General features: G+C 64.5%; 24 protein-coding genes and 1 pseudogene. 9 read left to right on the top strand and 16 right to left on the bottom strand.

The window, feature by feature from the left end; genetic code table 11:
• The first annotated feature begins 104 nt into the window (after window positions 1–104).
• A complete protein-coding gene (locus tag B2W55_RS33620) occupies window positions 105–875 on the top strand; it encodes an SDR family NAD(P)-dependent oxidoreductase (RefSeq protein WP_024579495.1) in 771 nt (256 codons plus the stop codon).
• Between the two features lie 79 nt (window positions 876–954).
• Complete coding sequence (locus B2W55_RS33615; RefSeq protein ID WP_024579496.1) at window positions 955–2,034, top strand: tetratricopeptide repeat protein; 1,080 nt, start codon at window positions 955–957, stop codon at window positions 2,032–2,034.
• A gap of 171 nt (window positions 2,035–2,205) precedes the next feature.
• On the opposite strand, the gene B2W55_RS33610 is transcribed toward B2W55_RS33615, so the two are convergent.
• The 3 genes from B2W55_RS33610 to B2W55_RS33600 all read right to left on the bottom strand — a co-directional run bounded on the left by B2W55_RS33610 (window position 2,206) and on the right by B2W55_RS33600 (window position 5,643).
• The gene (locus B2W55_RS33610) at window positions 2,206–2,865 is read right to left on the bottom strand and encodes a pyroglutamyl-peptidase I (RefSeq protein WP_024579497.1); all 660 of its coding nucleotides are present in this window, start codon (window positions 2,863–2,865) and stop codon (window positions 2,206–2,208) included.
• Window positions 2,862–3,854: a methylmalonyl Co-A mutase-associated GTPase MeaB gene (meaB, locus tag B2W55_RS33605; RefSeq protein ID WP_024579498.1), complete on the bottom strand. Its 993-nt coding sequence runs from the start codon at window positions 3,852–3,854 to the stop codon at window positions 2,862–2,864. Before meaB ends, B2W55_RS33610 begins: the two co-directional genes overlap by 4 nt.
• Window positions 3,855–3,969: 115 nt before the next feature.
• On the bottom strand, window positions 3,970–5,643 hold the full coding sequence (locus B2W55_RS33600; RefSeq protein ID WP_080891056.1) for a rhomboid family intramembrane serine protease: 1,674 nt from the start codon (window positions 5,641–5,643) through the stop codon (window positions 3,970–3,972).
• A 248-nt stretch (window positions 5,644–5,891) separates the two neighbouring features.
• Here B2W55_RS33600 and B2W55_RS33595 point away from each other — a divergent pair, with 248 nt between their 5' ends.
• Entirely contained in the window at window positions 5,892–6,371 is a 480-nt protein-coding gene (locus tag B2W55_RS33595) for an SRPBCC family protein (protein ID WP_024579500.1), read from the top strand.
• A gap of 9 nt (window positions 6,372–6,380) precedes the next feature.
• Here the strand turns inward: B2W55_RS33595 and B2W55_RS33590 are convergent, their stop codons facing one another.
• From B2W55_RS33590 to B2W55_RS33550, 9 genes are all read right to left on the bottom strand, one after another.
• Window positions 6,381–7,178 carry an RsiV family protein gene (locus B2W55_RS33590; RefSeq protein ID WP_024579501.1) on the bottom strand — a complete coding sequence of 266 codons (798 nt, stop codon included), beginning with the start codon at window positions 7,176–7,178 and terminating at the stop codon, window positions 6,381–6,383.
• 37 nt (window positions 7,179–7,215) lie between these two features.
• Window positions 7,216–9,375 carry a methylmalonyl-CoA mutase gene (scpA, locus tag B2W55_RS33585; RefSeq protein ID WP_024579502.1) on the bottom strand — a complete coding sequence of 720 codons (2,160 nt, stop codon included), beginning with the start codon at window positions 9,373–9,375 and terminating at the stop codon, window positions 7,216–7,218.
• A 12-nt stretch (window positions 9,376–9,387) separates the two neighbouring features.
• Window positions 9,388–9,858: a GFA family protein gene (locus B2W55_RS33580; RefSeq protein ID WP_024579503.1), complete on the bottom strand. Its 471-nt coding sequence runs from the start codon at window positions 9,856–9,858 to the stop codon at window positions 9,388–9,390.
• Complete coding sequence (locus B2W55_RS33575; protein WP_024579504.1) at window positions 9,855–11,729, bottom strand: methylmalonyl-CoA mutase family protein; 1,875 nt, start codon at window positions 11,727–11,729, stop codon at window positions 9,855–9,857. Before B2W55_RS33575 ends, B2W55_RS33580 begins: the two co-directional genes overlap by 4 nt.
• A 107-nt stretch (window positions 11,730–11,836) precedes the next feature.
• On the bottom strand, window positions 11,837–12,328 hold the full coding sequence (gene folK / locus B2W55_RS33570; RefSeq protein ID WP_024579505.1) for a 2-amino-4-hydroxy-6-hydroxymethyldihydropteridine diphosphokinase: 492 nt from the start codon (window positions 12,326–12,328) through the stop codon (window positions 11,837–11,839).
• 6 nt (window positions 12,329–12,334) lie between these two features.
• Window positions 12,335–12,715: a dihydroneopterin aldolase gene (folB, locus tag B2W55_RS33565; RefSeq protein ID WP_024579506.1), complete on the bottom strand. Its 381-nt coding sequence runs from the start codon at window positions 12,713–12,715 to the stop codon at window positions 12,335–12,337.
• Complete coding sequence (gene folP, locus B2W55_RS33560; protein WP_192827260.1) at window positions 12,712–13,566, bottom strand: dihydropteroate synthase; 855 nt, start codon at window positions 13,564–13,566, stop codon at window positions 12,712–12,714. The genes folB and folP overlap by 4 nt, the downstream gene beginning before the upstream one ends.
• Window positions 13,567–13,668: 102 nt before the next feature.
• Window positions 13,669–14,076: a DUF4332 domain-containing protein gene (locus tag B2W55_RS33555; RefSeq protein WP_024579508.1), complete on the bottom strand. Its 408-nt coding sequence runs from the start codon at window positions 14,074–14,076 to the stop codon at window positions 13,669–13,671.
• Between the two features lie 56 nt (window positions 14,077–14,132).
• On the bottom strand, window positions 14,133–14,498 hold the full coding sequence (locus B2W55_RS33550; RefSeq protein WP_024579509.1) for a hypothetical protein: 366 nt from the start codon (window positions 14,496–14,498) through the stop codon (window positions 14,133–14,135).
• A gap of 358 nt (window positions 14,499–14,856) precedes the next feature.
• Between B2W55_RS33550 and B2W55_RS33545 the strand changes: the two genes are divergently transcribed.
• From B2W55_RS33545 to B2W55_RS33535, 3 genes and pseudogenes are all read left to right on the top strand, one after another.
• Entirely contained in the window at window positions 14,857–16,482 is a 1,626-nt protein-coding gene (locus B2W55_RS33545) for a helicase HerA-like domain-containing protein (RefSeq protein ID WP_024579510.1), read from the top strand.
• A 97-nt stretch (window positions 16,483–16,579) separates the two neighbouring features.
• Window positions 16,580–17,980, top strand: coding sequence for a M20/M25/M40 family metallo-hydrolase (locus B2W55_RS33540; protein ID WP_024579511.1), 1,401 nt, complete (start codon window positions 16,580–16,582; stop codon window positions 17,978–17,980).
• Window positions 17,981–18,087: 107 nt separating this feature from the next.
• Window positions 18,088–18,629 (top strand): annotated as a pseudogene (locus B2W55_RS33535) (REP-associated tyrosine transposase).
• Between the two features lie 153 nt (window positions 18,630–18,782).
• Here the strand turns inward: B2W55_RS33535 and B2W55_RS33530 are convergent.
• Together B2W55_RS33530 and B2W55_RS33525 are read right to left on the bottom strand one after the other, a co-directional pair.
• The gene (locus tag B2W55_RS33530; protein WP_024579512.1) at window positions 18,783–19,562 is read right to left on the bottom strand and encodes a class II aldolase/adducin family protein; all 780 of its coding nucleotides are present in this window, start codon (window positions 19,560–19,562) and stop codon (window positions 18,783–18,785) included.
• Between the two features lie 158 nt (window positions 19,563–19,720).
• On the bottom strand, window positions 19,721–21,370 hold the full coding sequence (locus B2W55_RS33525; protein ID WP_024579513.1) for a glycosyltransferase family 39 protein: 1,650 nt from the start codon (window positions 21,368–21,370) through the stop codon (window positions 19,721–19,723).
• A 337-nt stretch (window positions 21,371–21,707) separates the two neighbouring features.
• Here B2W55_RS33525 and B2W55_RS33520 point away from each other — a divergent pair, with 337 nt between their 5' ends.
• Window positions 21,708–22,601, top strand: coding sequence for a hypothetical protein (locus tag B2W55_RS33520; protein WP_024579514.1), 894 nt, complete (start codon window positions 21,708–21,710; stop codon window positions 22,599–22,601).
• 183 nt (window positions 22,602–22,784) lie between these two features.
• Entirely contained in the window at window positions 22,785–23,198 is a 414-nt protein-coding gene (locus B2W55_RS33515) for a MucR family transcriptional regulator (RefSeq protein WP_024579515.1), read from the top strand.
• A gap of 63 nt (window positions 23,199–23,261) precedes the next feature.
• Here the strand turns inward: B2W55_RS33515 and B2W55_RS33510 are convergent, their stop codons facing one another.
• Both B2W55_RS33510 and B2W55_RS33505 read right to left on the bottom strand, forming a co-directional pair.
• Complete coding sequence (locus B2W55_RS33510; protein WP_024579516.1) at window positions 23,262–23,693, bottom strand: SufE family protein; 432 nt, start codon at window positions 23,691–23,693, stop codon at window positions 23,262–23,264.
• Window positions 23,694–23,837: 144 nt separating this feature from the next.
• Window positions 23,838–24,212 (bottom strand): DUF5330 domain-containing protein, encoded by a 375-nt coding sequence (locus tag B2W55_RS33505; RefSeq protein WP_024579517.1) that lies wholly within the window; start codon window positions 24,210–24,212, stop codon window positions 23,838–23,840.
• A 442-nt stretch (window positions 24,213–24,654) separates the two neighbouring features.
• Here B2W55_RS33505 and B2W55_RS33500 point away from each other — a divergent pair.
• Window positions 24,655–26,253: PAS domain-containing sensor histidine kinase (locus B2W55_RS33500; RefSeq protein ID WP_291532740.1), on the top strand; the 1,599-nt coding region annotated here is incomplete at its 3' end.

Genomic DNA, 26,253 nt, shown 5'->3' with positions numbered 1-26,253 from the left:
CCGGAAAAGTGCGAAGCGGTTTTCCGAGAAGATCGTGCTCAAACAGAGAACAATGAAGTAGTCACGATTCGATCTATTCTCTTTGCGCTCTAAAGGAGCTTCTGATGACGGGCATTCTGGACGGCAAGGCCGCATTGGTGACGGGCGGCGGCTCCGGCATCGGCCGGGCCACGGCGATTGCGATGGTGCGCGAAGGCGCGCGCGTGGCGGTGTCCGACCTCTCGAAAGACGGCATCGACCAGACGGTTGCGCTGATCAACGCCGCCGGCGGCCAGTCGATCGCGATCCAGGGCGACGTCACCGATGAGGCAGATGTCGCGAACATGGTGGCGTGCACGGTGTCGGCGTTCGGGCGCATCGATTGCGCATTCAACAATGCAGGCGTTGCCGGACGCTCGGTCGGGCCGCCCGGCCAGCGCATTCATGAACTCACCCAGCCCTCCGTCGCGAAGATGTTCTCGGTGAATCTGATGGGCGTGTTCCTGTGCCTGAAATACGAGATCGCGCAGATGCTCAAGCAGGGCGGCGGCGGCGCGATCGTCAACACGGCTTCGATCGCAGGGCTGGTCGGCCTCGCGACGTCCGCCCATTATGTCGCGACCAAGCACGGTGTCGTCGGACTGACCAAGTCCGCGGCGATCGAATATGCCGAGGACGGCATCCGGGTGAACTGCGTCAATCCCGGCTACATCAAGACGCCCATGACCAAGGAGACGATGGACGAACGTCATGACGAGATCATCGCCAAGGTGCCGGTGCGGCGCCTCGGCGTGCCCGAGGAGATCGCCGAAGCGGTGGTCTGGATGTGCTCGGACAAGGCCTCCTTCATGACCGGCGCATCGCATGTGATCGACGGCGGCTACAGCGCCGCTTGAAGAGCCTTGCTCGGCACGGCACCTCAAAGTAGATTGTAGCGGTGTAGGCACGCTTGGGGCGTCTCGGATACACCAAGTCATGAGAGTACTGATCCTCACCGCTGCGCTGGCTCTGGTCTCGCCTATGGTGCTCGCCGAAGACGGCAAGGATAGTAACCTCTGCAATGCGGCCGACGATACACCGGAAGCCGCCGTTATTTCCGACTGCACGCGGCTGCTCGATAGCGGCAAACCGGATCAGGTTGAGCGCGCCAACCTTTATTATAGTCGCGGAGCCGCGCACTGGCGCAATCGTGAGTACGATGCGGCAATCAATGACGAAAACGAAGCCCTCAGAATCAATCCGATCCTATCGGACGCCTATATGCGACGCGGCGCAGCATATTTTGGAAAGGGCGACTACGACCGGTCAATAGCCGATAGTACCAAAGCCATCGAAATCGACCCTGTCAACGTGCGCGCTTTTTCCAACCGCGCCATCGCGCGTCAGAGAAAGGGAGACCGTCTCGGTGCAATCGCCGACGAGACCAAGGCGATCGAAATAGACCCGCAGTTCGTGGCTGCTTATCTCATCCGGCAGGAAAACTACGGCGCGTTCGGTGAGTGGAAACTTGCGCTAGCGGACCGTGAGGCGGCGGCTCGAATTGAGCCGCGAGGTGGTTACGAAGGTTACCGTCTTCGGGCCATCGCCTATCTGCAAAGGGGTGATTATGATAGCGCAGTCGCCGATATCGACCGCTGGATTGCGGTCAACCCAGACAGCGCGCTCGCATATGAGCTTCGTGCCGACGCGTATTTGAACAAAAGAGACGCTGCGCAAGCTATCGCCGACGCCAGCAATGCGATTAGGCTAAGTCCTAAGCATGCCTATGCGTATCGACTTCGCGGCCGTGCGTATGCGCTGAGCGACGACCTCGATCATGCAATCGCCGACTTCACAACGCTGATTGCACTCGATCCCGAGAACGAACAGGCCTATCGCTCGCGTGGCGCCGTGTACGAGAAAAGGAAGGACCATGCTGCGGCGAGTGCCGACTATGCCGCAGCGATGGCTATATCCATGCAGCGACAGCCAGCCTCCAGCCCCTTACCCCCTGACGTTGCGAGAGCGCTCGATAAGAGGCGCCAGCGGCTTCCAGATGCGAATGACGCGAAGTAGTCGCGCGTCGCGGATTTGGGCGCGGGAACGACCTAATACCACTGCCCGACGAATGGCTTGTCGTCACGGATGAATTTCCGCGCGAGATCGTCAGGATATTCAGGCAACGTCCTTTCAACTAGCTTGGCTCCTCTGAGGCGTGCCTCCCGTCCAGGCTTCCGGAACACGGAATCAATCCGCAGCGCTCTCGCGCGCAGCCTGCCGGGTGAGCTTGACCAGCTCCAGCAGCATGGCCTCGCCGGCGTCGACGAGCTGCTCGAGGGTAATCGACGATTTTCCGCGTGCGGCCGTTCCATCATGGGCGAGCGGTGGAACATGGACGAACTGTGCCAGACGGAGGCTGTCGTCGCCATCCATAGTTTCGATCGCGCGCCAGCTCAGATAGTTGCAGAGATAGCTGCCGGCATCGCGTGACATCCGCGCATCGATGCCCGTCGCCAACGCAGCGCGCAGCAGCCTTTCGCTGTGCGGCCCGAACCTGCGCGCATCGGCGCCGTCGACAATCGATCCTTTGCGCGCATGCTGGCGGCCGGCGTCGGGAAAGCGCGTCGTCACCGCGTTGCGGGCGCGGCTTTCGATCCGCAAATGCGCGGTGCGGCCGGCGAGGCCGAACATCAGCAATGCCTGCGGGCGATGCTGCGCGATCAGCTCCGGCAGCTCGCGATCGACGGTCGTATAGGTGACGTCGAAGACGTGGCTCGTCAGCGCGACGTCGTCGAAGGCAGGCCGGCGCAACGTAGACAGCCGCTTCAACAGTGGCATGGTGGGGTTGTACGGCGCACCCGGAAACGGTCCGAAGCCGGTGAGCAGGATGCGCAGGCGGCCGTTCAATGCAGCATCTCCGCGATCTGCTCAGCGGCGACCGCGGGCGAGATGCGGCCGGCGGCGACTTCGGCCTCCATCTTCTTCACTCTGGCGCGGATCGCTGAGTCCGAACGCAGCCGCGCCATCATCCGGCTCTCCAGCATCGACCACATCCACTTCACCTGCTGGTCGCGGCGCCGCGCCGCGAACTCGCCCGAGGCGTTCATCGCGGTGCGGTGATCGAGGATCTTCTGCCACAACTGCTCGAGCCCCGTGCCGGTCAGCGCGGAATAGGTCACGACCGGCGGATGCCAGTGCTCGGAGCGTGGCGCGAGGATGTGCAGCGCGCTGCGATAGTCGGCCGCTGCATGGTTGGCGCGCTTCACGTTGTCGCCGTCGGCCTTGTTGATCGCGATCATGTCGGCGAGTTCGACGAGGCCCTTCTTGATGCCCTGCAACTCGTCACCGGCGCCGGGCAGCATCAGTGCCAGGAAGAAATCGGTCATGTCACAGACCGCGGTCTCGGACTGGCCGATGCCGACGGTCTCGACCAGCACGACATCGAAGCCGGCCGCCTCGCACAGCAGCATCGCCTCGCGGGTCTTCGCCGCGACGCCGCCGAGTGTGCCCGAGGACGGCGAGGGCCGGATGAAGGCTTGATCGGAGACGGCAAGCCGCGCCATCCGCGTCTTGTCGCCGAGGATCGAGCCGCCGGTGCGCGCCGACGACGGATCGACCGCCAGCACCGCGACCTTGTGGCCGCGCTCGATCAGGAACATGCCCAGCGCATCGATGGTGGTCGATTTTCCGACGCCGGGCGAGCCGGTGATGCCGACCCGCACCGCCGTGCCGGTGTCGGGCAGCAGCGCCTGCACCAGCTCGCGCGCCGCGGCCTGGTGATCGCCACGCCGGCTCTCGACCAGCGTGATCGCCCGCGCCAGCGCGGCGCGGTGACCGGCACGGAGGTCACGGGCGAGGGCGGCGGTGTCAGGAGAGGCAGGCTTCGGTGAGGTCATGGTCTTGGTTCTACATCGGCTGTCCGTGACAGGCGATAGCGGAATGCCCTGCCACGCTCTCCTCGGCCGCTTGCCAAATGCGGTATCGCCCGTGATCGTTCGGACTGGCGACCGCCTAACCTGGATTGGTGCAAAGGCCTCTGGCATTCAACTTCGCATATACGTCCGAAGACGTGTCATGGCATGCTGCCGATGCGATCTCCCTGGCCTCACCAGCGCGATGTTCGTCGAGCAGGATGATTGCAAGGGTACCCTGCAGGGCAAGCCTCACGGAGGAGGGAAGTGATTCCTCCAGCGCCCGCTTCTGATCAAGCGCGGTCCGCAACTCGCCCTCGGCACCAGCCAGGTCGGACTTCCTCGCCAGGTAGATCGCCTTGTAGAGGTGTGAGCGCGGATCAGACGGGTATTTGGCCACGTACCACCACGCCGAAGCTTCATGGATGTCCGAATCCCGCTGCGGAAGATATTCGGAAGGGATCAGGACGATCTGGTTCGCTACGGCTATTTCCTGGTTGCGGGCGTCAGCAATTCCTTTTCCGCCAACGGCCACACCCAGCAGGCCAAGCGCCGCGACGGAGGCGGCTGCCCAGCGCAGGCCTGGTTGCGTCTCTTCCTCGCGCCACAGGCCGACGAGCAACAGGCCGACAACAATGCCACCGCCTGCGCCGGCGATGTGGGCCGCGAAATCGACCTTGCCGGAATGCAACGCCGACGCCAACGGCAACATTGATGGAATCAAGACCCCAAAGGCTCGCTTTTGAAGCGAAGCGCGGACCTGCGGATTGGTGTAGTGGGTGCTCACTGCCAGCATCGCTGCGAACAGCCCCATGATGCCGCCGGACGCCCCCACTGAAACCAGCGAATGCGGATTGAAAAGCAGCGAGCCGCAGGCGCCGGCCAGCGCGCTGATCACGAAGATGGCGGCGAGCCAGAGCCGCCCCACGATGCGTTCCAAAACGCTGCCGGCGAGCAGCAGCACGAAACAGTTGATCGCGAGGTGAAACGGGCTGCCGTGCAACAGAGGGCCAGTGAACAGACGCCACCATTGGCCTTGGCCGGCGACAAGAAGCTGTTGCAAGCCGCCAAGCGAAATCAGCGTCTTGATGCCGGGCTCGAACGCCTTGCCGGAAGCCTCGACGCTGAACAGAACTTCGCCGACGAAGATCAAGGTCAGTGCCGCAATGATGCCGACCGTCAGATAGGGGAACACCGCGGGCGGCAGCTCGGCCAATGGGTTGAGCTCGGCGGCGTGTTGTCGTTGAATCCGCAGCAGTCCCGCGACAAATGCCCGGTCGAAGCCGTCTTCAAGATCGGCCTCCCGCAGGATCTGGTTTTGCGCGGTGTCGATCACCAGCGCGATCGTTCGATATTCGGCATCCCGCGGCGAGTTGAGGCGCCGCAACTCCCCCAATCGCTGGTCAGTCGTCGGTCCCACTTCGATCACGCGAATCACAACCGAAGATGTGGGGCCGCCAAATGGCGCGGCGGCCTGCGAGTATTTCGCGCAGTCACGACCGACGCGTTCCAGCTCCTGATGCGAGAGGTTGAAGGTTCGTTCAGGATGGCTCTCTCGATCGATCAGGCACAGTATTGTGAAGGGCGCACCGACCCGGTTGAGGGTCAAAACGATATCGCAGGCAGCGGCCAACTCTGCCGCTTCCGGCACGGGACCGACCGCAAAACCCTGCATCGCGCATAATTGTCGGGCAAGGTACTGACAGTAGGTATCGGTCGAATTGGAAGCGTCGGCGGGGGCGGAGCCTTCTTGGGCAATCGTCGTTTCGGACATGGCTGCTGACTGTGGCGCGGCGCTCGACCATAGCGGCGGTCACCACACCTCGCAAGCCAGCTCTACCTCCGGTTTACTCCGCCGCATGCCGCTTCGCTCGTGCGGGCCGCGAGCTTGGTTTGCTTCGCCGGCCGGTTGCGGGAGAGGACGGAGTCCGCGAGATCGGAAATCGGGTGGGCATACCCGACGTCATACGGTTGATCAGGGCGCGTTCCACATCACAGCCGAACAGCATTTCGGAGCCTGCCATGACCGTTGCCTACTATAGCGCCGTCCTCGACCATCCGCTCGATACCGTGTGGTCCTTGATCCGCGACTTCAACAACTATCCAGCCTATATCGATGGCGTCAGCGAAAGTGTGATCGAGGACGACAGGCGTGGCGACGAGGTCGGTGCGATCAGGCGGTTCTGCTATCTTGGCCTCTGGGTTCGCCAACGCCTGGCCGGCCATTCGGACCGGCAGCACTCGCTGACTTATGCCGGCATCGAGCCGCTGCCGTTTCCGCAGGATGGCGGTTCGCAGGTGCCGCAGCCGACCCAGTACGAAGGCACCATGCATCTGCTGCCGGTCGTCGAGGGCAACCGAACCTTCATCGAGTGGTCGGTCAAGCTCGACACCGCGCCTGACGATGCCGATCGCTGGCAGGTCCAGTTTCAGCAGTGGATTCCGGACTGGACCAACTCGCTGGTGAGGGCGCTGGCGCGTCATGACACCGCGGCGCGTTGAAACCCGCGACTACGGATCGTCGGCATCGCCCTTCGGACGTGCGCCGCCGAAGATTTTCGCGCCCTCTGCCGTGAGATATGGCTTCAGCGTTTCCCAGGGCACGAAGATCACGTACTGGCCTTCGGCATAGGGGCCGACGGCGTAGGGCGGATAGTGAAAGGTGAGGCCGGAGCTTTTGCCGGCTTCGGTCGATGGCGCCAGGGTCACCGCGCCGATCCGGAGCAGGGTCGGCTTCAGCTCCTTGTACCAGTCGGCGTTCGCGGTCTCGCCGGCGCCGCGCCGCTTCTTCTCGACGTTCAACGCGCTGACGATGGCCTTGCGCAGTGCGGTCAGGGTCGGGCCGTTGTCGGCGGTCTCGGTGAAGAACGGACGGATGCTGATGCGTTTGTGGTCCGTCGTGTCCCACAGGATGGTGTTGACGTCGGTGTTCGGATGGGCGCCGTGGGTGTCCATGTAGTCGTCGCGCAGCACGCTGACATAGCGGCCGTCGACGACCGACCGCACCGAATATCTGCGCTCGATCGAATAGCCGCCGCGGTCCTTGAACAGCACAGGCTCCTGCTTGCGGTCGGTCGCTGCCTCGGCGGCCTGCGTGTCGATCCATTTCCTGCCTTCGGCCAGGCAATTGGCCGCCAGCGCGCTATCGGCCTTGATCTTGTCGTCGAGATAGACGCCCGCCTCGATGCTGGCGTTCTTGATCGCAGCGTCGGGCTTGGGATCGGCGGCGCGCGCCGGCAGGCAGAGGCAGGCCAGCAGGCCGGCGAGGCCCATGATGCGGCCAGGCGTCATCGAGCGTGCGGCGCGCATGGAAAACTCCAGATGGGAGGAGACGACGACGGCGGCGTTACTCCGCCGCCGCCTCGCTGTGGCCGAGCCGGGCATTGAGCTTGTGGATCAGCTCCTCGGCGGCATCCGAGATCACCGTGCCGGGCGGGAAGATCGCCTCGGCGCCGGCCTTGTACAGCGCGTCGTAATCCTGCGGCGGCACCACGCCGCCGATGATGATCATGATGTCCTCGCGGCCATGCTTCTTCAGCGCCGCCTTCAATTCCGGCACCGCGGTGAGATGGGCGGCGGCGAGCGAGGAGACGCCGAGGATATGGACGTCGTTCTCGACCGCCTGGCGGGCGGCCTCGTCGGCGGTTGCGAACAGCGGCCCGATGTCGACGTCGAAGCCGACATCGGCGAACGCCGATGCGATCACCTTCTGGCCGCGGTCGTGGCCGTCCTGGCCGATCTTGGCGACCAGGATACGCGGGCGGCGGCCCTCGGCCTCCTCGAACGCGTCGATCAGCTCCTGCACCTTCTCGACCCGGTTGGACATGGTCGCTGCCTCTCGCTTGTAGACGCCGGTGATCGACTTGATCTCGGCGCGGTGACGGCCGAACACCTTCTCCATCGCGTCCGAAATCTCGCCGACGGTGGCCTTGGCGCGCGCGGCGTCGATCGCCAGCGCCAGCAGATTGCCGTTGCCTTCGCCGGCTGACCGGGTCAGCGCGGCCAGCGCCGCATCGACGTCCTTCTGGTTGCGTTCCTTCTTCAGGCGGCCGAGCTTGTCGATCTGCAAGCGCCGCACGGTGGAGTTCTCCACTTTCAGCACGTCGATCGGTTTCTCGCTCGCAGGCTTGTATTTATTGACGCCGATCACCGCCTGGCGGCCGGCATCGATCCGCGCCTGGGTCTTGGCGGAGGCCTCCTCGATGCGCAGCTTCGGCACGCCGGCCTCGATCGCCTTGGCCATGCCGCCGAGCTCCTCGACCTCCTGGATATGACCCCACGCCTTGGCCGCGAGATCGCGGGTCAGCCGTTCGACATAATAGGAGCCGCCCCAGGGATCGATGATGCGGTTGGTGCCGCTCTCCTGTTGCAGGAAAAGCTGGGTGTTGCGGGCGATGCGCGCCGAGAAATCGGTCGGCAGTGCCAGCGCCTCGTCGAGCGCGTTGGTGTGCAGCGACTGGGTGTGGCCCTGGGTCGCCGCCATCGCCTCGATCGTGGTGCGCATCACGTTGTTGAACACGTCCTGCGCGGTCAGCGACCAGCCCGAGGTCTGGCAATGCGTGCGCAGGCTGAGCGACCGCGGGTCCTTCGGATTGAACTGCTTCAAGAGCTTGGCCCACAAGAGCCGCGCGGCGCGCATCTTGGCGACTTCCATGAAGAAGTTCATACCGATCGCCCAGAAGAACGAGAGGCGGGGAGCAAAACGATCGACGTCGAGGCCGGCGGCAAGGCCCGCGCGCAGGTATTCGACGCCGTCGGCCAGCGTATAGGCGAGCTCGAGGTCCTGCGTCGCGCCGGCTTCCTGCATGTGATAGCCGGAGATCGAAATGGAATTGTACTTCGGCATCCGCTGCGAGGTGTAGGCGAAGATGTCGGAGATGATCCGCATCGAGGGGCTAGGTGGATAGATGTAGGTGTTGCGCACCATGAACTCTTTCAGAATGTCGTTCTGAATGGTGCCCGACAGTTTTTCCGGTGGCACGCCCTGTTCCTCGGCGGCGGCGACGAACAGTGCGAGGATCGGCAGCACCGCGCCGTTCATGGTCATCGACACGCTCATCTGGTCGAGCGGGATGCCGGCGAACAGCGTGCGCATGTCGTAGATGGAATCGATCGCGACACCAGCCATGCCGACGTCGCCGGAGACGCGCGGATGATCCGAGTCATAGCCGCGGTGGGTGGCGAGGTCGAACGCGACCGACAGGCCCTTCTGTCCCGCCGCGAGGTTGCGGCGATAGAAGGCGTTGGAATCCTCCGCCGTGGAGAACCCGGCATATTGCCTGATCGTCCAGGGCTGGTTGACATACATGGTCGGGTAGGGGCCGCGCAGATAGGGCGCAATGCCCGGCCAGGTATCGAGGAAGTCGATGCCGGCGAGATCGGCCTCGCCATAGATGGATTTCACCGGAATGCCTTCGGGCGTCAGCCACGGCTCGGCGCTCGCAGCTTGTGCCGCGACGGCGGTGGGCTGGAAGGCGACATCGGCGAAATTGGGAATGCGGGTCATTCCTTGGCTTCCTTAATCATGGTCCGGATGCTGGTGGCTGGCGATCGCCGCCATCTGCTCCGGTCCGTAATTCTGCATCGTGGTCTGGCTTGGCAAATTGGCGATGCCGACCACCCAGCCGAGCCGGGATTCGGTTCCATATTGCCGCGTCGGCACCACCCGGTCGGGCCGGTCGAAGGTGCCGGTCATGATCTCGATGCGGGGGCCGTCGATCCGGCGGAAGCTCAGCGGCGTGCCGCAGGCGGCGCAGAAGTCGCGCTCGGCGATCGAGGAGGATTTGAACGCCGCGGGCTTGCCGCGGGTCCAGGCAAAATGCTCCTTGTTGATGTCGGCGAACGACGCGAATGGCGCGCCGGACGCCTTCTGGCACATCCGACAGTGGCAGATGCTGACCCGGTTCGGTGCCGCGGACACCGCGAAGCGGACGGCGCCGCATTGGCAGCCGCCGGTCAGAACGGGGGTTGATGGGGTGTCTGCCGTCATGTCTGCTCCGTCAGCCGATAGGCGTCGCGCAATGTCGCCAGCGCGTCACCGCCGGCGAAGACGAACTCACCGATGCCGGCCGCCCGCAGCGCCGCTTCCTGATCGCCGGGCCGCCCTGCCAGATAGATATGCCTTGCGCCGGCGCCGTGAAGGGCCTTGGCGGCGTCCGCCGCGCTCACGGCATAGACCTTGTCCGAGGAACAGATGCAGGCCATCGCGGCGCCCGAGGCCTTGAAGGCCGCGGCAAGCGCCGCCGGATCGGCAAAGCCCTCGCTGTCGATAGCCTCGATTCCGCCGGTCTCGAAGAAGCTCTTCGCGAAGGTCGCGCGGGCCGTGAAGTCCGCGGGCGTGCCGAGGTTGGCGAGGAAGATCCTTGGCCGCGCGCCATGCGCCTTCAGCGCCGCATCCGACTTGTCGCGCAACGCCTCGAACGGCTCGGCGAGCCGCATCGGCGACAGCGCATCGAACTTGATCTTGGCATCGGCCGGTGACACCGGCGCCGCGGGCTTCACGTCCAATACCGCGAGGTCGGCCTCGTGCAGGTTAGGGAATTCGCTGGCGCCGGTCAGCACGTCGCGGCGCTTCGCGACATTGGTTTCGCGCTGCGCCCGCGTCGCGGCGACTTTCTCTTGCAGCAGGCCTTGCTCGAGCGCGGCGAAGACGCCGCCGGCCTTTTCGATCTCCTGGAACAAGGTCCACGCCGCGTCGCAGAGCTGCGAGGTCAGCGTCTCGATGCCGCCTGAGCCCGCCGCGGGATCGGACACCTTGGCCAGATTGGACTCATCGAGCAGCACCAGTTGGGTGTTACGCGCAACGCGGCGGGCGAAGTCATCGGGCAGACCGAGCGCCAGCGTGTGCGGCAGCACGGTGATCGCGTTGGCGCCGCCGAGCCCGGCCGCGAATGTCGCGATGGTCGCGCGCAGCATGTTCACATTGGGGTCACGCTGGGTCAGCATCCGCCAGGCGGTCTGTGCATTGATGAAGATCGGCTTCGGCGCCAGCCCGCAGGCCTCTTCGACCTGTGCCCACAGCCGGCGCAGCGCGCGGAATTTCGCCATGGTCAGGAACTGGTCGGCATCGGCGCTGAGGCGGAACGAGATGCCGGTGCGCGCTGCGTCGAGATCGATCCCGGCGGCTTCCAGCATACGCAGATAGGCCAGCGCCAGCGCCAGCGTGAAGGCGAGTTCCTGCACCTCGGAGCCGCCGGCGTCATGCACCGGCCGGCCATCGGCCAGCACGAACGGTCCCTTGAAGCCGCGCTTGATCAGGCCGTTGACCACCTGGCCGAACGGCTTCTCGTAGTCGGCCCAGGTGATGGCCGCAGCACCCCGCACGGCGATGGTGCTGAGCGCCTGGTAGTTGAAATGAAGATCGAGCTTGGCAGGATCGAGCTTCTGGGCCTCGATCATGTCGGCAAACGTCTCGCCGGCGTTCTCGCGTCCGATCACCGGGTTGAGCGCGATCATGATGCCTGCATCGAGATAGATGCCGTCGCAGACCTTTGCCAAGGTTTCCTTGCTGGCGTTCGCAAGGCCGAAGCCGCGCGTGCCCGGACCGCCGGCGAACTCGAATTCGAGGCCGGTCGCGCCGTTCTCGAGATCATGCAGCGCCTGCGCATTGGCCTGCGCGGCGTCCGGATGGTCGACCCGTTGCAGGATCTGCCACGGGGTGGCGGCGGCGCGGCCCGGAAGCGGGCTCGCATTGGTGGCGCGACGGTAGATCGGATCGATCTTCAGGCCATCATAGGTCTTGCCGACCAGCTTCTCGAACGGCGCGCCTTTGAGCACGCCGTCGACCAGCTTGCGCCAGTCGTCGTAGGTCGCAGCCGGAAAATCCGAAGCCAGGGTGAGATCGTCAGTCGAGGTCGTCATCCGCCCAAATCGTCCTTCATCGGCCCCCGTGTGGGGCACCTTGATTTGGCCGGAAATTGCCACGGGCGGGCGGCCAAGCCAAACTTTTGTTTGCGGCCGCTGGGCTTTTAATCGAGGTCCGCTAGACGGAAAATACCGTCTGTCGAGACCCCTGCCAGCGCGTCAGCGACGCGGCGCCCGGCGATGACGCGGTCGGGAACGATCTCGGCCAGCGGCACCAGCACGAAGGCGCGCTCGAACAGCCGCGGATGCGGCAGCGTCAGTTCCGGCTTGTCGAGTGTGACGTCGTCATAGGCGATCAGGTCGAGATCGAGGGTGCGCGGGCCGTAGCGCGTTTGCCTGGCGCGATCGCGGCCGAATTTGGTTTCGATCTTGTGCAGCGTGAACAGCAGCGCATGCGGATCGAGACTGGTCTCGACCTCGATACAGGCATTGATGAAACTGTCCTGCTGTTCGTCGCCCCAGGGCGGCGTCGAATAATCCGACGAGCGCGCCAGCAGCGCCGCCTGGGTCATGCCCAAGATATTGGCGATCGCCTTGCGAAAGGTGCTGCGGACGTCGCCGACATTGCCGCCGAGCGCGATCAGGACGTCGGCCATCGGCGCTCAGCCCTGCGACGTCGGATGGCGCGAGCGCGTCAGCACCACGCCAACATCGTCGAAGATCGCGGCGATCGGCGCGTGCGGCTTGTGCACGGTGACCTTGACCGCCCTGACGCGCGGAAAGCTCGTCAGGATGTCCTCGGCCACCGCGCCGGCGGCGCGCTCCAGCAGCTTGTAATTGGTGTTCTTGAAGGCCGACGTCGCGGTCGCCACCACGTTGGAATAGGAGACGGTGTCGGAGAGGCGATCGGTGCGCGAAGACTCCGAGAGGTCGGTGTAGAGCTCGAGGTCGATGACGAAGCGCTGCCCGACCTCGGTCTCATGTTCCATCACGCCATGGCGGGCATGGATGACGATCCCGGTGATGAAGATCGTATCGGTCATTGCTGTTCCTCGATTGCTGCGGCCACGCGCAGCGCCTGGACGGTCTCCGCGACGTCGTGGGCGCGGATGATGCGGGCGCCATTCTGCGCGGCGATCAGATGCGCCGCGAGCGAGCCGCCGATCCGCTGTTGCGGTTCCGACGGCACCACCGTGCTGATGAAGCGCTTGCGTGAGGCACCGACCAGCACCGGCAGGCGGAATGCGTCGAGCTCGGCGAGCCGCGCCAGCGCCATCATGCTCTGCTCCGGCGTCTTGCCGAAGCCGATACCGGGATCTAGCACGATCTGGTCGGACGCAATGCCGGCGCACGCGGCGATCTCGAGCGAGCGTTCGAAGAACGTCGTGATGTCCCGCATGATGTCGATCGAAGCATCGGCCCGCTCGCGATTATGCATGATGATCACGGGCACGCCGCGCGCGGCGATCAACGGCGCCATGCCCGCATCACGGTGCAGGCCCCAGACGTCGTTGGCGATCGCTGCGCCCCGGTCGAGCGCCCACGCCACGACCTCCGATTTCATGCTGTCGATCGACACCGGCACGCCGAGTGCGATCACCTCCGCCAGCACCGGCTTCAGCCGCGCCAATTCGTCGTCGGCCGTGACCGGCAGCGAACCGTAGGGGCGGGTCGATTCCGCGCCGATATCGATGATGTCGGCGCCGTCGGCGATCAGCTTGCGGGCCTGCGCCAGCGCCTGCTCGGGCGTGATGAACTGGCCGCCATCGGAGAATGAATCGGGCGTCACGTTCAGGACGCCCATCACGGCCGGATATGGCCTCGACAGCAGTCCCGGCAGCACCGTGCGTCCGGCTGAGCCGGCCACCCTCGATGCTATGGGCTGGGTCGCCATCATGCGCTGCCTTTGCGCTGACCGTAACGGCAAGTCAAGATGTGGCGATGACGGCTTGGCGCCGGCGCCGCGGATTGCCGTTAAGACAGGCTAATAGGGGCGCTAATAGGTGATCTTCGGGGGCAGCTTGCGTGCCTGTTCGATAAGCAGTTCGACCGATTTCTCCGACGGCATCACCCGGACGAGCTTGCGCCGTACATTGGCGTCCTTCATGCTCTGGGCCAGCCGCGACGGGTTGCGGTGCGCGAGTTCTCGCACGGTGGTGACGCCGGCGGCGCGGACCAGGCCGACCTTCGCCTTGCCCATGCCGGGAATCCGCATGTAGTCGGAGATGTTGGCCCATTCGAGCAATTGTTGTTCGCTGATCCCGGTCTTGGCGGCGAGCGCCTTGCGTCCCTTGACGGTGCGGGCGGCTTCAAGCAGCGCGTCGGTCGTGCGGATACCCTGCGATTTCAGTTTGGTGGCGCAATAGGCGGACAGGCCTTCGATCTCGGAGAGGGGGTATGTCATGATACTCGTATGCAGGTAGAAGGGAGCGCGCGTGCAGGGGCGTGGGGAGAAGCGCTTCAGGCAAACTGGCTGAGGCCCGGCGTCCCCGAGATGATCTCGCCCATTTGATCCGCTCCGATTTTGTCGCGGCCAAACCTGAAAAGTTCACGCGCCACGTTCTGAATTTCACTCATGCTCAATCCAAGCGCCATCAGCCGGGTGCCGACAGCCATCAGCCCGCCGCCCATCAACCGCGACAGACCACCGCTGTTGCTGGACGCGGCGATTGCCGCTTCGGCGCCGGGGATTTGGTCGATCAGAGCCTGGACTTTGTCGGAAGGGCCCTCGTTACGGAGGAAACCCAGAACGATGCCGACGGTTTTTTCAGCGACAGCACCATCGATGCCGGCCTTCGCAGCCAGCTGTCCAACCAATTCGTCCATATTGCCCCGCCTCAACCGGTTTTTGCCGGGTCGTTCTTGAAGATTTATCTTGAGCGCCTGTGTCACGAAATACAAGCGATCCGCGCATTTCAGTTCGTTTTCTTTTGCGATCGCGTTGTGACTGTTGCACCTCTGCAAGAGTGAGCGGCGGATTCACACCATCTTCTCGCAATGCGCAATGCCTTTCGTCACTTGGCTGGGAAAAAAGTATGAGGAACCAGTTGGGGCGACAATACGCATCAGTATCCGGCAATGGTTTCAATCGACCTGCAACATGCAATATGATGGCATCGGTTCGAACGATGGATGCCGGATTTCGATATTCGAACTGATCCAATCTGCGCGAAGAGGCGATGCGATGACGACCTCCGACAACAAGTTGGCCGACACGGACGAGAAAATTTTTATCGGCAAGGGCGAGGAGACGGCCTGGCTGACGCTGGCGCTGGCCAATCGGCATGGCCTTGTCACCGGTGCGACCGGAACCGGCAAGACCGTCTCGCTTCAAGTCATGGCAGAAGGATTTGCGCGCGCCGGCGTTCCGGTTTTCGCAGCCGATATCAAGGGCGATCTCTCCGGCATCTCCGAAGTCGGCGAGGCCAAGGATTTCATCGTCAAGCGCGCCAAGGAGATGGGGCTGACCTTCCAGCCGGATCAGTTCTCGACCGTGTTCTGGGACGTGTTCGGCGAGCAGGGCCATCCGGTGCGCGCCACTATCACCGAGATGGGACCGCTGTTGCTGTCGCGGATGCTCGACCTGAACGATGTGCAGGAGGGCGTGCTCAATGTTGCCTTCCGCGTTGCCGACGAGAATGGCCTCGCGCTGATCGACATGAAGGATCTGCGCGCCCTGCTGGATGCGATCGCGCCCGACAGCAGCAAGAAGGGGGCGGACGAGGGCGAAGATCCGCTGGCCTCGATCCGCAAGGCCGCGCAGAGCTACGGCAACGTGTCCAAGGCGACGGTCGGAACCATTCAGCGTCAGCTGCTGGTGCTCGAGAACCAGGGCGGCACGAAGTTCTTCGGCGAACCGGCGCTGACGCTGAAGGATTTCATGCGTACCGACCGCGACGGTCGCGGCATGGTTAATATTCTCGTCGCCGACAAGCTGATGCAGAGCCCGCGGCTTTACGCCACGTTCCTGCTCTGGATGCTGTCGGAACTGTTCGAGGAATTGCCGGAGGCCGGCGACCTGCCGAAGCCGAAGCTGGTGTTCTTCTTCGACGAAGCGCATCTGTTGTTCAACGATGCGCCGAAGGCGCTGATGGACAAGATCGAGCAGGTGGTGCGCCTGATCCGCTCCAAGGGCGTCGGCGTCTATTTTGTCACGCAGAATCCGATCGACGTGCCGGACAAGGTGTTGGCGCAGCTTGGCAACCGCGTGCAGCACGCGTTGCGCGCCTTCACGCCGCGTGATCAGAAGGCGGTCGCGGCGGCCGCACAGACCTTCCGGCCCAATCCGAAGCTCGATACCGCGCGGGTGATCATGGAGCTCGGCAAGGGCGAGGCGTTGGTGTCGTTCCTCGAGGGCGCCGGCACACCGTCGATGGTCGAGCGGATCCTGGTGCGTCCGCCGTCGGCGCGGATCGGGCCGATCACACCCGAGGAGCGCAAGGCGATCATGGATGCGAGCCCGGTGAAGGGCAAGTACGACACCGCCATCGACGCCGAGTCGGCTTACGAGATCATCCAGAAGCGGCTTGCCGGGGCGGCGGCACCGGCCGATGGTGGTGATGGCGGTAGCGGTGGCGGCGGCATCCTCGGCCAGATCGGCGCGATCGCCGCTACGATCTTCGGGACCAATGTCAAGCGCGGTCGGCTCTCCACCGGGCAGGTGATCGCGCGCAACGTCACGCGCTCGGTGACGGACAAGGTGGTCGGCGGCGTGGTGGCTGACCTCGGCAAATCGGTCGGTGGCTCGGTCGGCGGCTCGATCGGCCGTGCGCTGGTGCGGGGCGCGCTCGGCGGAATTCTGCGCAGGTAGATCGCCGCGGTTCGTCGGGAACGGGCAAGCGGCTTTGCCGCGGGCGGCCGGCCGCGCTACAACCTGCGGCAACGTCCAACGAAACAGGATATCCGCGATGTCCAATGCCAAGCTGCAATCCGTCCTCGACCGCATCGATGCCGATTTCGACAACAGCCTCGAGCGGCTGTTCGTGCTGCTGCGGATCAAATCGATCTCGGCCGATCCGGCATTTGCCGATGACTGCAAGGCGGCTGCCAATCACCTCGCCAAGGACATCGCGACGCTCGGCTTCAAGACCGAGGTGCGGCCGACCGCCGGCCATCCCGCCGTGGTCGGCAAGCTGAACGGCTCGACCGACGGGCGCCCGCACGTGCTGTTCTATGGCCACTACGACGTGCAGCCGGTCGATCCCCTGAGTCTCTGGCATCGTCCGCCGTTCGAGCCTGTCGTGACCGACCATGCCGACGGGCGCAAGATTATCGTCGCGCGCGGGGCCGAGGACGACAAGGGACAGTTGATGACCTTCGTCGAAGCCTGCCGCGCCTGGAAGAATGTCACGGGATCGCTGCCGGTCGACATCACCATCATCATCGAGGGCGAGGAGGAGGTCGGCTCGAAGAATTTCGTGCCGTTCCTGGAGGCGAACAAGGCCGAGTTCAAGGCCGACTTCGCGCTGGTCTGCGACACCGGCATGTGGGACCCCAACACGCCCGCGATCACCACCGCGCTGCGCGGCTTGGTCTATGACGAGGTCAAGATCAAGGCCGCCAATCGCGACCTGCATTCCGGCGTGTTTGGCGGCGGCGCGCAGAATCCGATCCGCGTGCTGACGCGGATCCTCGGCGGCCTGCATGATGACAACGGCCACATCACCATTCCCGGCTTCTATGACGGCGTGAAGGATCTTCCGCCGGATATTCTGGCGCAGTGGAAGCAGCTCAATCTGACGCCGGAGAGCTTCCTCAAGCCGATCGGCCTCTCGGTGCCGGCCGGCGAGAAGGACCGGCTCCTCATCGAGCAGGTCTCCTCGCGTCCGACCTGCGACATCAACGGCATCGTCGGCGGTTACACTGGCGAGGGCTCGAAGACCGTGATCCCGGCCGAGGCGTCGGCGAAGGTCTCGTTCCGCCTGGTCGAAGGTCAGGATCCCGAGACAATCCGCAAGTCGTTCCGCGACTATGTGAGGGCGCGCGTGCCGGCGGACTGCAAGGCCGAGTTCATCGATCATTCCGGCGCGCCGGCGATCGCGCTCGACTGGAACATGAAGCCGCTCGCGGCGGCCAGGCAGGCGCTGACCGACGAGTGGGGCAAGGAGGCGCTGCTGGTCGGCTCCGGCGCCTCGATCCCGATCGTTGCCGACTTCAAGCGCACGCTCGGCCTCGACAGCGTGCTGGTCGGCTTCGGGCTCGACGACGACAACATCCATTCGCCGAACGAGAAGTACGACCTCAAGAGCTACCACAAGGGCATCCGCTCCTGGGCACGGATCCTCGCGGCCTTCGCCGAGGCCAAATAAGCGAGAGGCCCCGAACGTGAAAACGTCGCCCGGAATTGGGCGGCGTTTTGTTTGAGTGTAGGATGGGTAGAGCGCAGCGAAGCCCATCACTTCTTCTTGCGATCAGTATGGTCACTTACCGTCGCAATTTTATTGCTGGAGGCAGTTTCTTCTTCACGGTCAACCTGGAGAACCGTCGCCTGCGATTGCTCACGGAGCACATTGATCAACTGCGCGCGGCTTTTCGCGAAACGCGCCGAAAGGCATCCTTTCTTTCAGGACCGAGGCGATTGTCATTCTTCCCGACCACCTCCACGCAGTCTGGAGCTTGCCGGAAGGCGACGGTGACTTCGCAACCCGCTGGCGACAGATCAAATCGGCCTTCTCGCGGCGTCTACCGATCGGTGAGCCGGTCTCGGGTAGCCGTGCCGCAAAAGGAGAGCGCGGCATTTGGCAGCGGCGGTATTGGGAGCATACGATCCAGAATGAGGACGATTTCTCCCGTCACATCGATTACGTGCATATCAACCCGCTCAAGCACCGCCTTGTGAACCGGGTGAGAGATTGGCCGCATTCATCGTTTCACCGCATGGTCGAGCTCGGAATCTATCCCGAGGATTGGGCTGGCGATGGGACGACGCTGGATGGAGCGTTCGGCGAGCGGTCTTGATGCGGAGGCGTGATGGGTTTCGCTGCGCTCTACCCATCCTACAGAAGCCCACCAGCTTCCCGGACGTGAAAACGCCGCCCGGAATTGGGCGGCGTTTTGATTCAGGCCGTGTAGAGGGTGTTGGCGGTTAGCTTACCCCAGGATTGTGTAATTTCAATCACGGTAGCCGGGATTGACCCGGTCGAGCTTGCGCAGCAGCGGCGGCCAGACCAACTGGGTCGAGCGCAGCTCGGCGCGGTCCGGGTTGGAGAGCAGCTCGGTGTTCTTGTCGATCGCGTGCTGGTCGACCGGATAGGCGGTGCCGCCGAGCGCGCGGGTTGCCACCTGCATCGAGCAGGCGCGCTCCAGATGGTACATCCGCTCGAAGGCGGAGGCGACCGAGCGGCCGACCGTCAGCGTGCCGTGATTGCGCAGCAGCATGTGGTTCTTGCTGCCGAGGTCGCGTTGCAGGCGCGGGCGCTCGTCGTGGTCGAGCGCGATGCCTTCGTAGTCGTGATAGGCGAGATCGTGGGTGACGAGCTGCGCGGTCTGGTTCAGCGGCAGCAGCCCGTCGGGGCCGCTCGACACCGCGGTGCCGTCGACGGTGTGCAGATGAAGCACGCAGCCGGCGTCCTCGCGCACCTCGTGGATTGCCGAGTGGATGGTGAAGCCGGCCGGGTTGATGCTGTAGTCGCTCTGCGAGAGCTGGTTGCCGTCGAGGTCGACCTTGACCAGGCTCGACGCGGTGATCTCGTCGAACATCAGCCCGTAGGGGTTGATCAGGAAGTGATGCTCGGGTCCCGGCACGCGGGCGGAAATGTGGGTATCGACCAGATCGTCCCAGCCGTAGAGCGCGACCAGCCGGTAGCAGGCAGCGAGATTGATCCGCTGCTCCCATTCCGCCGCACTCATGTTCGACGGCACTTCCTTCAGACGCGCTTCCGCGGGCGACATGGCCGATTGCTCCGTTGATCGTTGTTGCTTGGAACCAAGCCTAGCCCTGCGGCCCGGTCGCAGCAAGGCAGCGTAACGGCGTGACAGTCATGCCGGCATGCGGCCCACGATCCGAAAGCTGATGGTCGGTGGGCAACCGCGCGGTGGATGTTCCGGCGCTACGGCGCGGGAATCGAGAGCAGGCTCGAGATGCTGCGGCCGCGGATGTCGTAGACGCGGGCGAACACGACGTCGTCGCGCTTGATCTCGACCATCACGGGCGCGGCCAGGCCCTTGCAGTAGAACTCGCCGAGCGTCATCGCGAAATCGGCCGCGTTGCTGTCCCAGCCGATCGTGAAGTCGGGGCCGAGCGCGACTTGCGCGGGACGCTGTGGTCCGCACACCGCGACCTTCCACTTGCGATGCTGCGGCGGCACTTCCTGCCGCTCCGCCAACTGCTCGCGCAGCCCGTCGGATGCCTGCTTCAGCGCCAGACCCCAATAGTCCAGCATGAAGAAATTGTCGGCGGTCCGCACCGTGCCGGCGATGTGGTTGAAATGCGTATACTGATATGGATGCAGTCGGATCATCTCGCTGAGCGGCAGCAAGAGGCCGAATGCGAACACCGCGAGCGCCGCGGGCTGCCAGACGCGGCGGTTCTCGCCGAGCCAGTCCATGCCGCGGGCAAAGGCGACGCCGGCGAGCACCGTCATCGGCGGGATCACGAAGATGAAGTGGCGGATGCCGTTGTAGAGCGCCGGCCGCTTCACCATCGCGATCACCAGCGGCAGCATCGCCGCCAGCGTCAGCATCAGCATGATCGACTTGCGCTTGGCGGTGACGTCGGTGCGCGACAGCGACATGAAGGTGGCGATGACGGCAGCGGCCAGCAACGCCAGCAGCACTTCGGGGAGTTGCAGCGCGAACAAAGTGGGCAGATAGGACCACGGCATGTCCGGCACCGACACCAGGGCGCCGTCGAACATTTCCTTCCAGGGCTTCTCGAAGAAGTGCGAGAAATAGGTCACCGCTTCCAGCGGATGTCCGGGCTCCATGATCGACCACGGCCAGATCAGGCCCATCACGAGATAGCCGAACGCAAGTCCCGGCAGCAGCACATAGGCGACATGGGCAAAGCGGTGGATCGCCTCGCGCGCTCCCTGCTTGCGGAATTCCTCGATCCAGAGCGGGATGAAGCCGATCACCGCATAGATCAGCGCAAGCCCGCCGAGAACGCGGCAGCCGAGCGACAGGCCGGCGCCGAAGCCGACGAGCAGGATGGTGCGCGGCGAGGGGGCCGGATATTCCTCGATCAGACGGACCAGGCCCATGATCAGGACCATCATCGCCACGGCGAACGGCGCGTCCTTTGGATTCATGAACATGTGGCCGTAGAAGGTCGGGCACAGTGCCAACAGCAGCAGCGCCGCCAGTCCCGCCAGCGGGCCGCCAATACGGCGCGCCAGGCGCCAGGTTATGGCCAGCCCGATGACGCCGACGATCGCACCGAGCAGCCGGCGCGTCTCGAACAATTCGAGCGGAATGACCTTGTGCAGCAGGGCCGCAGCCATGTCGAAGCCGCCGCCGTACATATACAGGTTGGCAAACGACAGCGCGCCGGTGTCCTTGAACCCGGATTCGTACATCCGCAGCAGGAGATCGGCATATTCAGCGTGGGTGTAGTCGTCCCAGCCCAGGCCGTAATCGCGGAAGGTGAGGCCGGCGACGATGGCGACCACGCCGAGGACGAGGAAGGCGAGATCGTCGCAGGTCTTCTCCACCGAGCGCCGCGCAGGCGCCTCGAGGGCAGACGTCGTAATCGATGACATGGCTAGTGATACCGGCGTGCCTGTGGCCCAGATTGGCGCTTTAGGGCCTCATTCCCCGGCATCCATAGCGCAGTTCCATTTCTGAGTAATTGGGAATTGTGGCGTAATTTCCCAGATGCGTTGCAATAAATTGGCAGCAATTCGTCGTCAGTAAATCTACGGGAGCCAGGTTTCCACGCGTGTTGCGAGTGCGACGAAACGGCCCCACGCCCGGTTAATCGGGATTTTAGGGAACTCCGCTTACAATTGGCGGTTGGCGGTGTGGGCAATATGACGGTATCGTGGCAACGGTGGCTCGCGCGCCGATTTTCGGTTGGGTCTCCCGGGGGTTAGTTCGATGATGGTTGGTCTGATGGTCGTCGGCGTGGGCCTGGTCTTGGCGGGCCTTGCCGCGCTCGGCCTTGGAATCCCCAATAAGGAATTCAGCGTCGGCGGCACGTTGATCATGGCGGGCGTGACCGGGATATGCACCGGCGCGATCGTGCTGGCGCTCGCTGCGATCCTGCGGGAACTGCAGGTCATCGCCGGGCGGCTCGAGTCCGTCGGCACGGGCGCCCGGTTCGACGTCCCGTCGCCGTCCGCAACTTCGCCGCGCGGCGTGCCTGACGATGTGGCGGCGTTTCCGCCGCCTCGCGAGCCGAAGCTCGCCGTGCCGCCTCCGCCGGTCCCGCCATCGGCACCCGCAGCGGCGCCGCCCTGGCACGATGAAATCGCCCAGCGTGGCGTATCTGGCGAGGCGCCGCCCACCGTGCCGGGCGTCGCGCCGCCGGATGCCGCGGCGCCAGCCAAGCGGCGCAACCTGCTGTTTTCCTCGTCGCGGAAGGAGCGTGAGCGCAGCCAGACGCGCGCCGCCGAGCCTCTGACGCCGGACCTGTTGTCGCCCGAGTTGCGCCCGAACCCGTCCGCGGCGGCGGAGCCGGCACCGCCGGCGTTCGACGAGGCCTGGCCGAAGGCCGAGCGGCCGAAATCTGTCGATGTCGCCCCGCGGCGCGGAGTTCCGCGGACGCCGTCGACCTTCAGTGAGGGGCAGTCGGCCGCGGCGCCGTCGTCGTCAGGCCATCCGCCGCCGCCGCAGGAGCAGCCGCCGGTGACCGTGCTCAAATCGGGCGTCGTCGACGGCATGGCCTATTCGCTCTATTCGGACGGATCGATCGAGGCGCAGATGCCCGAGGGCATGATGCGCTTCGCCTCGATCGACGAGCTCAGGTCGCATCTGGAGCAGCGGCCGTAGATCCACGCCAATACTTGCGTGCGGCCGGTGTGGGGCCACAAACGCCGGCGTTCTTGTCAGGTTTGCTGTAATCCGATCATATTCGCGAAGTAGTACGCGATTCTGCTAATGTATTGCGACGCCCGGATACTGTCCGAGCGGTCCGCAACGGCGCGCCGTCGAGCGCGCGGGGAAGGTTGTGTGATGTCCGATCCGTCAGGCAAAACGCCGGTCGAGCTGACCGCAAACATCGTTTCGGCCTATCTCAGCAACAATCCGACGCCGGCCTCGGATATTCCGGGCCTGATCAGTCAGGTCCACGCCGCGCTGCTACGTGTGTCGAGCGGGCGCGCCGACATGCCGAGTGAGCCGGCCAAGCCCGCGGTGTCGATGAAGAAGTCGATCACGCCCGAATATCTGGTGTGTCTCGAGGACGGCAAGCGCTTCAAGTCGCTCAAGCGACATTTGCGCACCCAGTACAACATGACGCCGGAGCAATACCGCGACAAATGGGGACTGCCGGCCGACTATCCGATGGTGGCGCCGAACTACGCGGTGGCGCGCTCGCAGCTCGCCAAGAAGATGGGCCTCGGCCAGCAGGCACGGAAGCGGAAGTAGAGAGCGTTTTCCAGCGAAGTGGACACCGGTTCGCGTGAAGAAAACGCGTCAAGCAAGAAAGCTCTACGCGGCCGACGCCAGCGCCTCGCGCGCATCATTGTGGATGCGATCGACCATCGAGCGCAGTCCGTTGGAGCGCTGCGGCGTGAGATGGTCGCGGAAGCCGAATTCGTCGAACAGCGCGAGCGCATCGGTGGCGAGGATTTCCTTCGGCGTGTGCCCGGAGAACAGCGTCAGCACGATCGCAACCAGGCCGCGCACGATGTGGGCGTCGCTGTCGCCGAGATAGATCAGGCGCGGTTCGCCATTGCCGTCGCGCTCGACCCGCTTCGTCAGCCAGACCTGGCTGACGCAGCCCTGCACCTTGTTCTCGGCCGAATGTTCCGCCTCCGACAACGGCTCGAGCGTGCGGCCGAGTTCGATGACGTAGCGATAGCGGTCGTCCCACTCGTCGAGCAGCGCAAAATTGTCCCTGATTTCGTCGATCGTCGTCATCGTGGCCCGCGTCCTGTCCTTGACGGCTTATATAGGAAGGTGGGCCGCGAAAGCGACGAAAATGGAACCGGTTCCCTGTCGTTTTGAAGCGTTTTCTTGGCGCGAACCAGTGCCCACTTCAGGTGAAAGCGCCCTGGCTGGCGCTCACGGCGTCGGCGGCGGGCGGAATTCGATCGACTGATCGTCCGCCGTCAGCGTGTCGCGGGACGCGACAGCCGACGTATCGACCCCGCCGATCGAGCTGGTGTGATCGGGCTTCTTGTCGGTGATCATCTGGTACAGCTTGCGCGCGCCGTCGGTCGCGCGCTGGCCGATCGCGGTCGCAGCCTGGCCGCCGACTTCGCAGGCCGAGGGCTGACGCTTGCAGAACTGACCCATGTCGTTGATCGTCGCGGTCGCGGCCGATACCGCGTCCGATGCGCTGACCTGCGGCGTGTTGTCCGCTTCAGGTGTCTTGTCTCTGGGCAGCAGCACGAGCACAAGCCCGAGCCAGAATGCCAAACGCAACAGGAAGAACATGGCGCGATCCCGGTCGTCTATCTGGTCTTTTGCTTCTTGAGCGGTCGATGCCGCCGTTGCCCTCGGCTTAGCATCGGTCGATAAACCGGACGTATCCGCATTGAAGTAAATCCGCCGAAAAATCGCGGAAAATCCGCCTGAATTGATTCGCCGTAAATTTTCGATTGATGGCGGCTGACGGCTCTCACATGCGCTTGATGCACCGCGTCCACCATTTCGAAACCATAGATCGCCGCATCCGGAAACCAGCCGTTCACCATCCCGGACAAATGCCCGGTGAATAGCCGCGTCGATACCTCGGCAATGCACGGTGTTTGGCAGCAGGCCGGCCCGCCTTAGCGTTCGCTTAAGTTCGCTCTGACACGTTGACCTGCAATCACGAAGGAGGCGTTCCGGCGCGTCTGTCCGACGATCGAGCCGAAGCGCGAGTGCTGTGAATAGTTTGAGTTTGTTCCGCGATTGCCTGGATGCGCTGCTGCATCCGTCGGCGCAATATGATGCGCTGACGCGTGCGCGGCATCGTGCCTTCATGGCGCCGCGGCTGCTCGGTAGCCTGGCGGCGCTGGCATCCTTCCCGGCCTTCCTGGCGATGCGCGGCGCGCCGTCGGCGATCGAGGTCGCGGCATTCGCCTGGCTGATCGCACCGATCCTGTTGTCCTGGTTCCTGTCGCGCACCGGCCGCTACGAAGGCGCGCATGTGCTGTCGTCGCTGGCGCTCGCCGGTCTCGTGATGATGATCGCGGCAACCACCGGCGGCATCACGTCGTTCGCCGCGGTCTGGCTCGTCGTGATTCCGATCGAGGCGGCGCTGTCGGCCTCGCGGCGCGTGGTCGCCTTCGCGTTCGCGCTGGCGATGACCTGCGCGGCGCTGCTGAGCGTGCTCGGCCACTACCATGTGCTGCCGCTGGTCGATCCCGCGGTTGCGTCAAACACCACGCTGGTCGGTTTCGGCCTGGTGTCGGCGGTGTTCTACGCGGCCGGGCTCGCCTTCGGCGCGGAGTCGCTGGCGCGCACCAGCGTCGCGCTGCTCTATGTCGAGGAAGAGCGTTACCGCCTGCTCGCGCATAACATGAGCGACGTGCTGTCGCGGCACCGCCGCAACGGCGCCGTGCGCTTCATTTCACCCGCCGCCGAGATCATGCTCGGCGTGCCGGCCTCGCGGCTGCTGGGCCACGGCCTGTTCGACCGCGTTCATGTCGCCGATCGCCCGGCCTATCTCACCGCGCTGTCGGACGCGGCTCGCGGCGAGCCCCGCAGCGTCGAGTTCCGCGTGCGCCGGGATGCTGCGCGGGGCGAGAGCGCGGCCGAATTCATCTGGGCCGAGATGCGCTGCCGCGCGCTCGATCAGGCCTCGGCCGATGCCGAGGTGGTTGCCGTGATCCGCGACGTCACCGATCGCAAGGTGCAGGAGCAGGCGCTCGAACAGGCCCGCAACGCGGCCGAGCAGGCCGACGCGTCGAAGACCCGCTTCCTCGCCACCATGAGCCACGAGCTGCGCACGCCGCTCAATGCCATCATCGGCTTCTCCGAGATGATCGCGCAGGAGGACGTGCTCGGGCTCGACGTCGCCCGCCGCAAGGAGTACGCGCAGCTCATCAACGATTCCGGCCAGCACCTGCTGTCGGTGGTCAACGGCATCCTCGACATGTCGAAGATGGAGTCCGGCAATTTCGAGATTTCGCCGGAGCCGTTCGCGCCGCGGCCGGCGCTGCTGAATTGCTGCAACCTGGTGGCGCTGAAGGCGCGCGAGGTCGGCGTCGACCTCGTCACCCGCGTGCCCGACGACCTCCCGATCGTGAACGGCGATCCGCGCGCGTTCAAGCAGATCGTGCTCAATCTGGTCTCCAACGCCATCAAGTTCACCGAGCGCGGCGGCAAGGTGACGGTGTCGGCCAGTGCCGAGGGATCGCGGCTGGTGCTGCGCGTCTCGGACACGGGCGTCGGCATCGCCGCCGACGACCTGAAGCGGATCGGCGATCCGTTCTTCCAGGCCGGCAAGACCTATCAGCGCCGCCACGAAGGCACCGGCCTCGGCCTGTCC

This window comes from Bradyrhizobium sp. UBA2491 (assembly GCF_002341725.1).
Lineage (GTDB): Bacteria > Pseudomonadota > Alphaproteobacteria > Rhizobiales > Xanthobacteraceae > Bradyrhizobium.
This window is presented reverse-complemented; position numbering and strand designations above follow the sequence as displayed.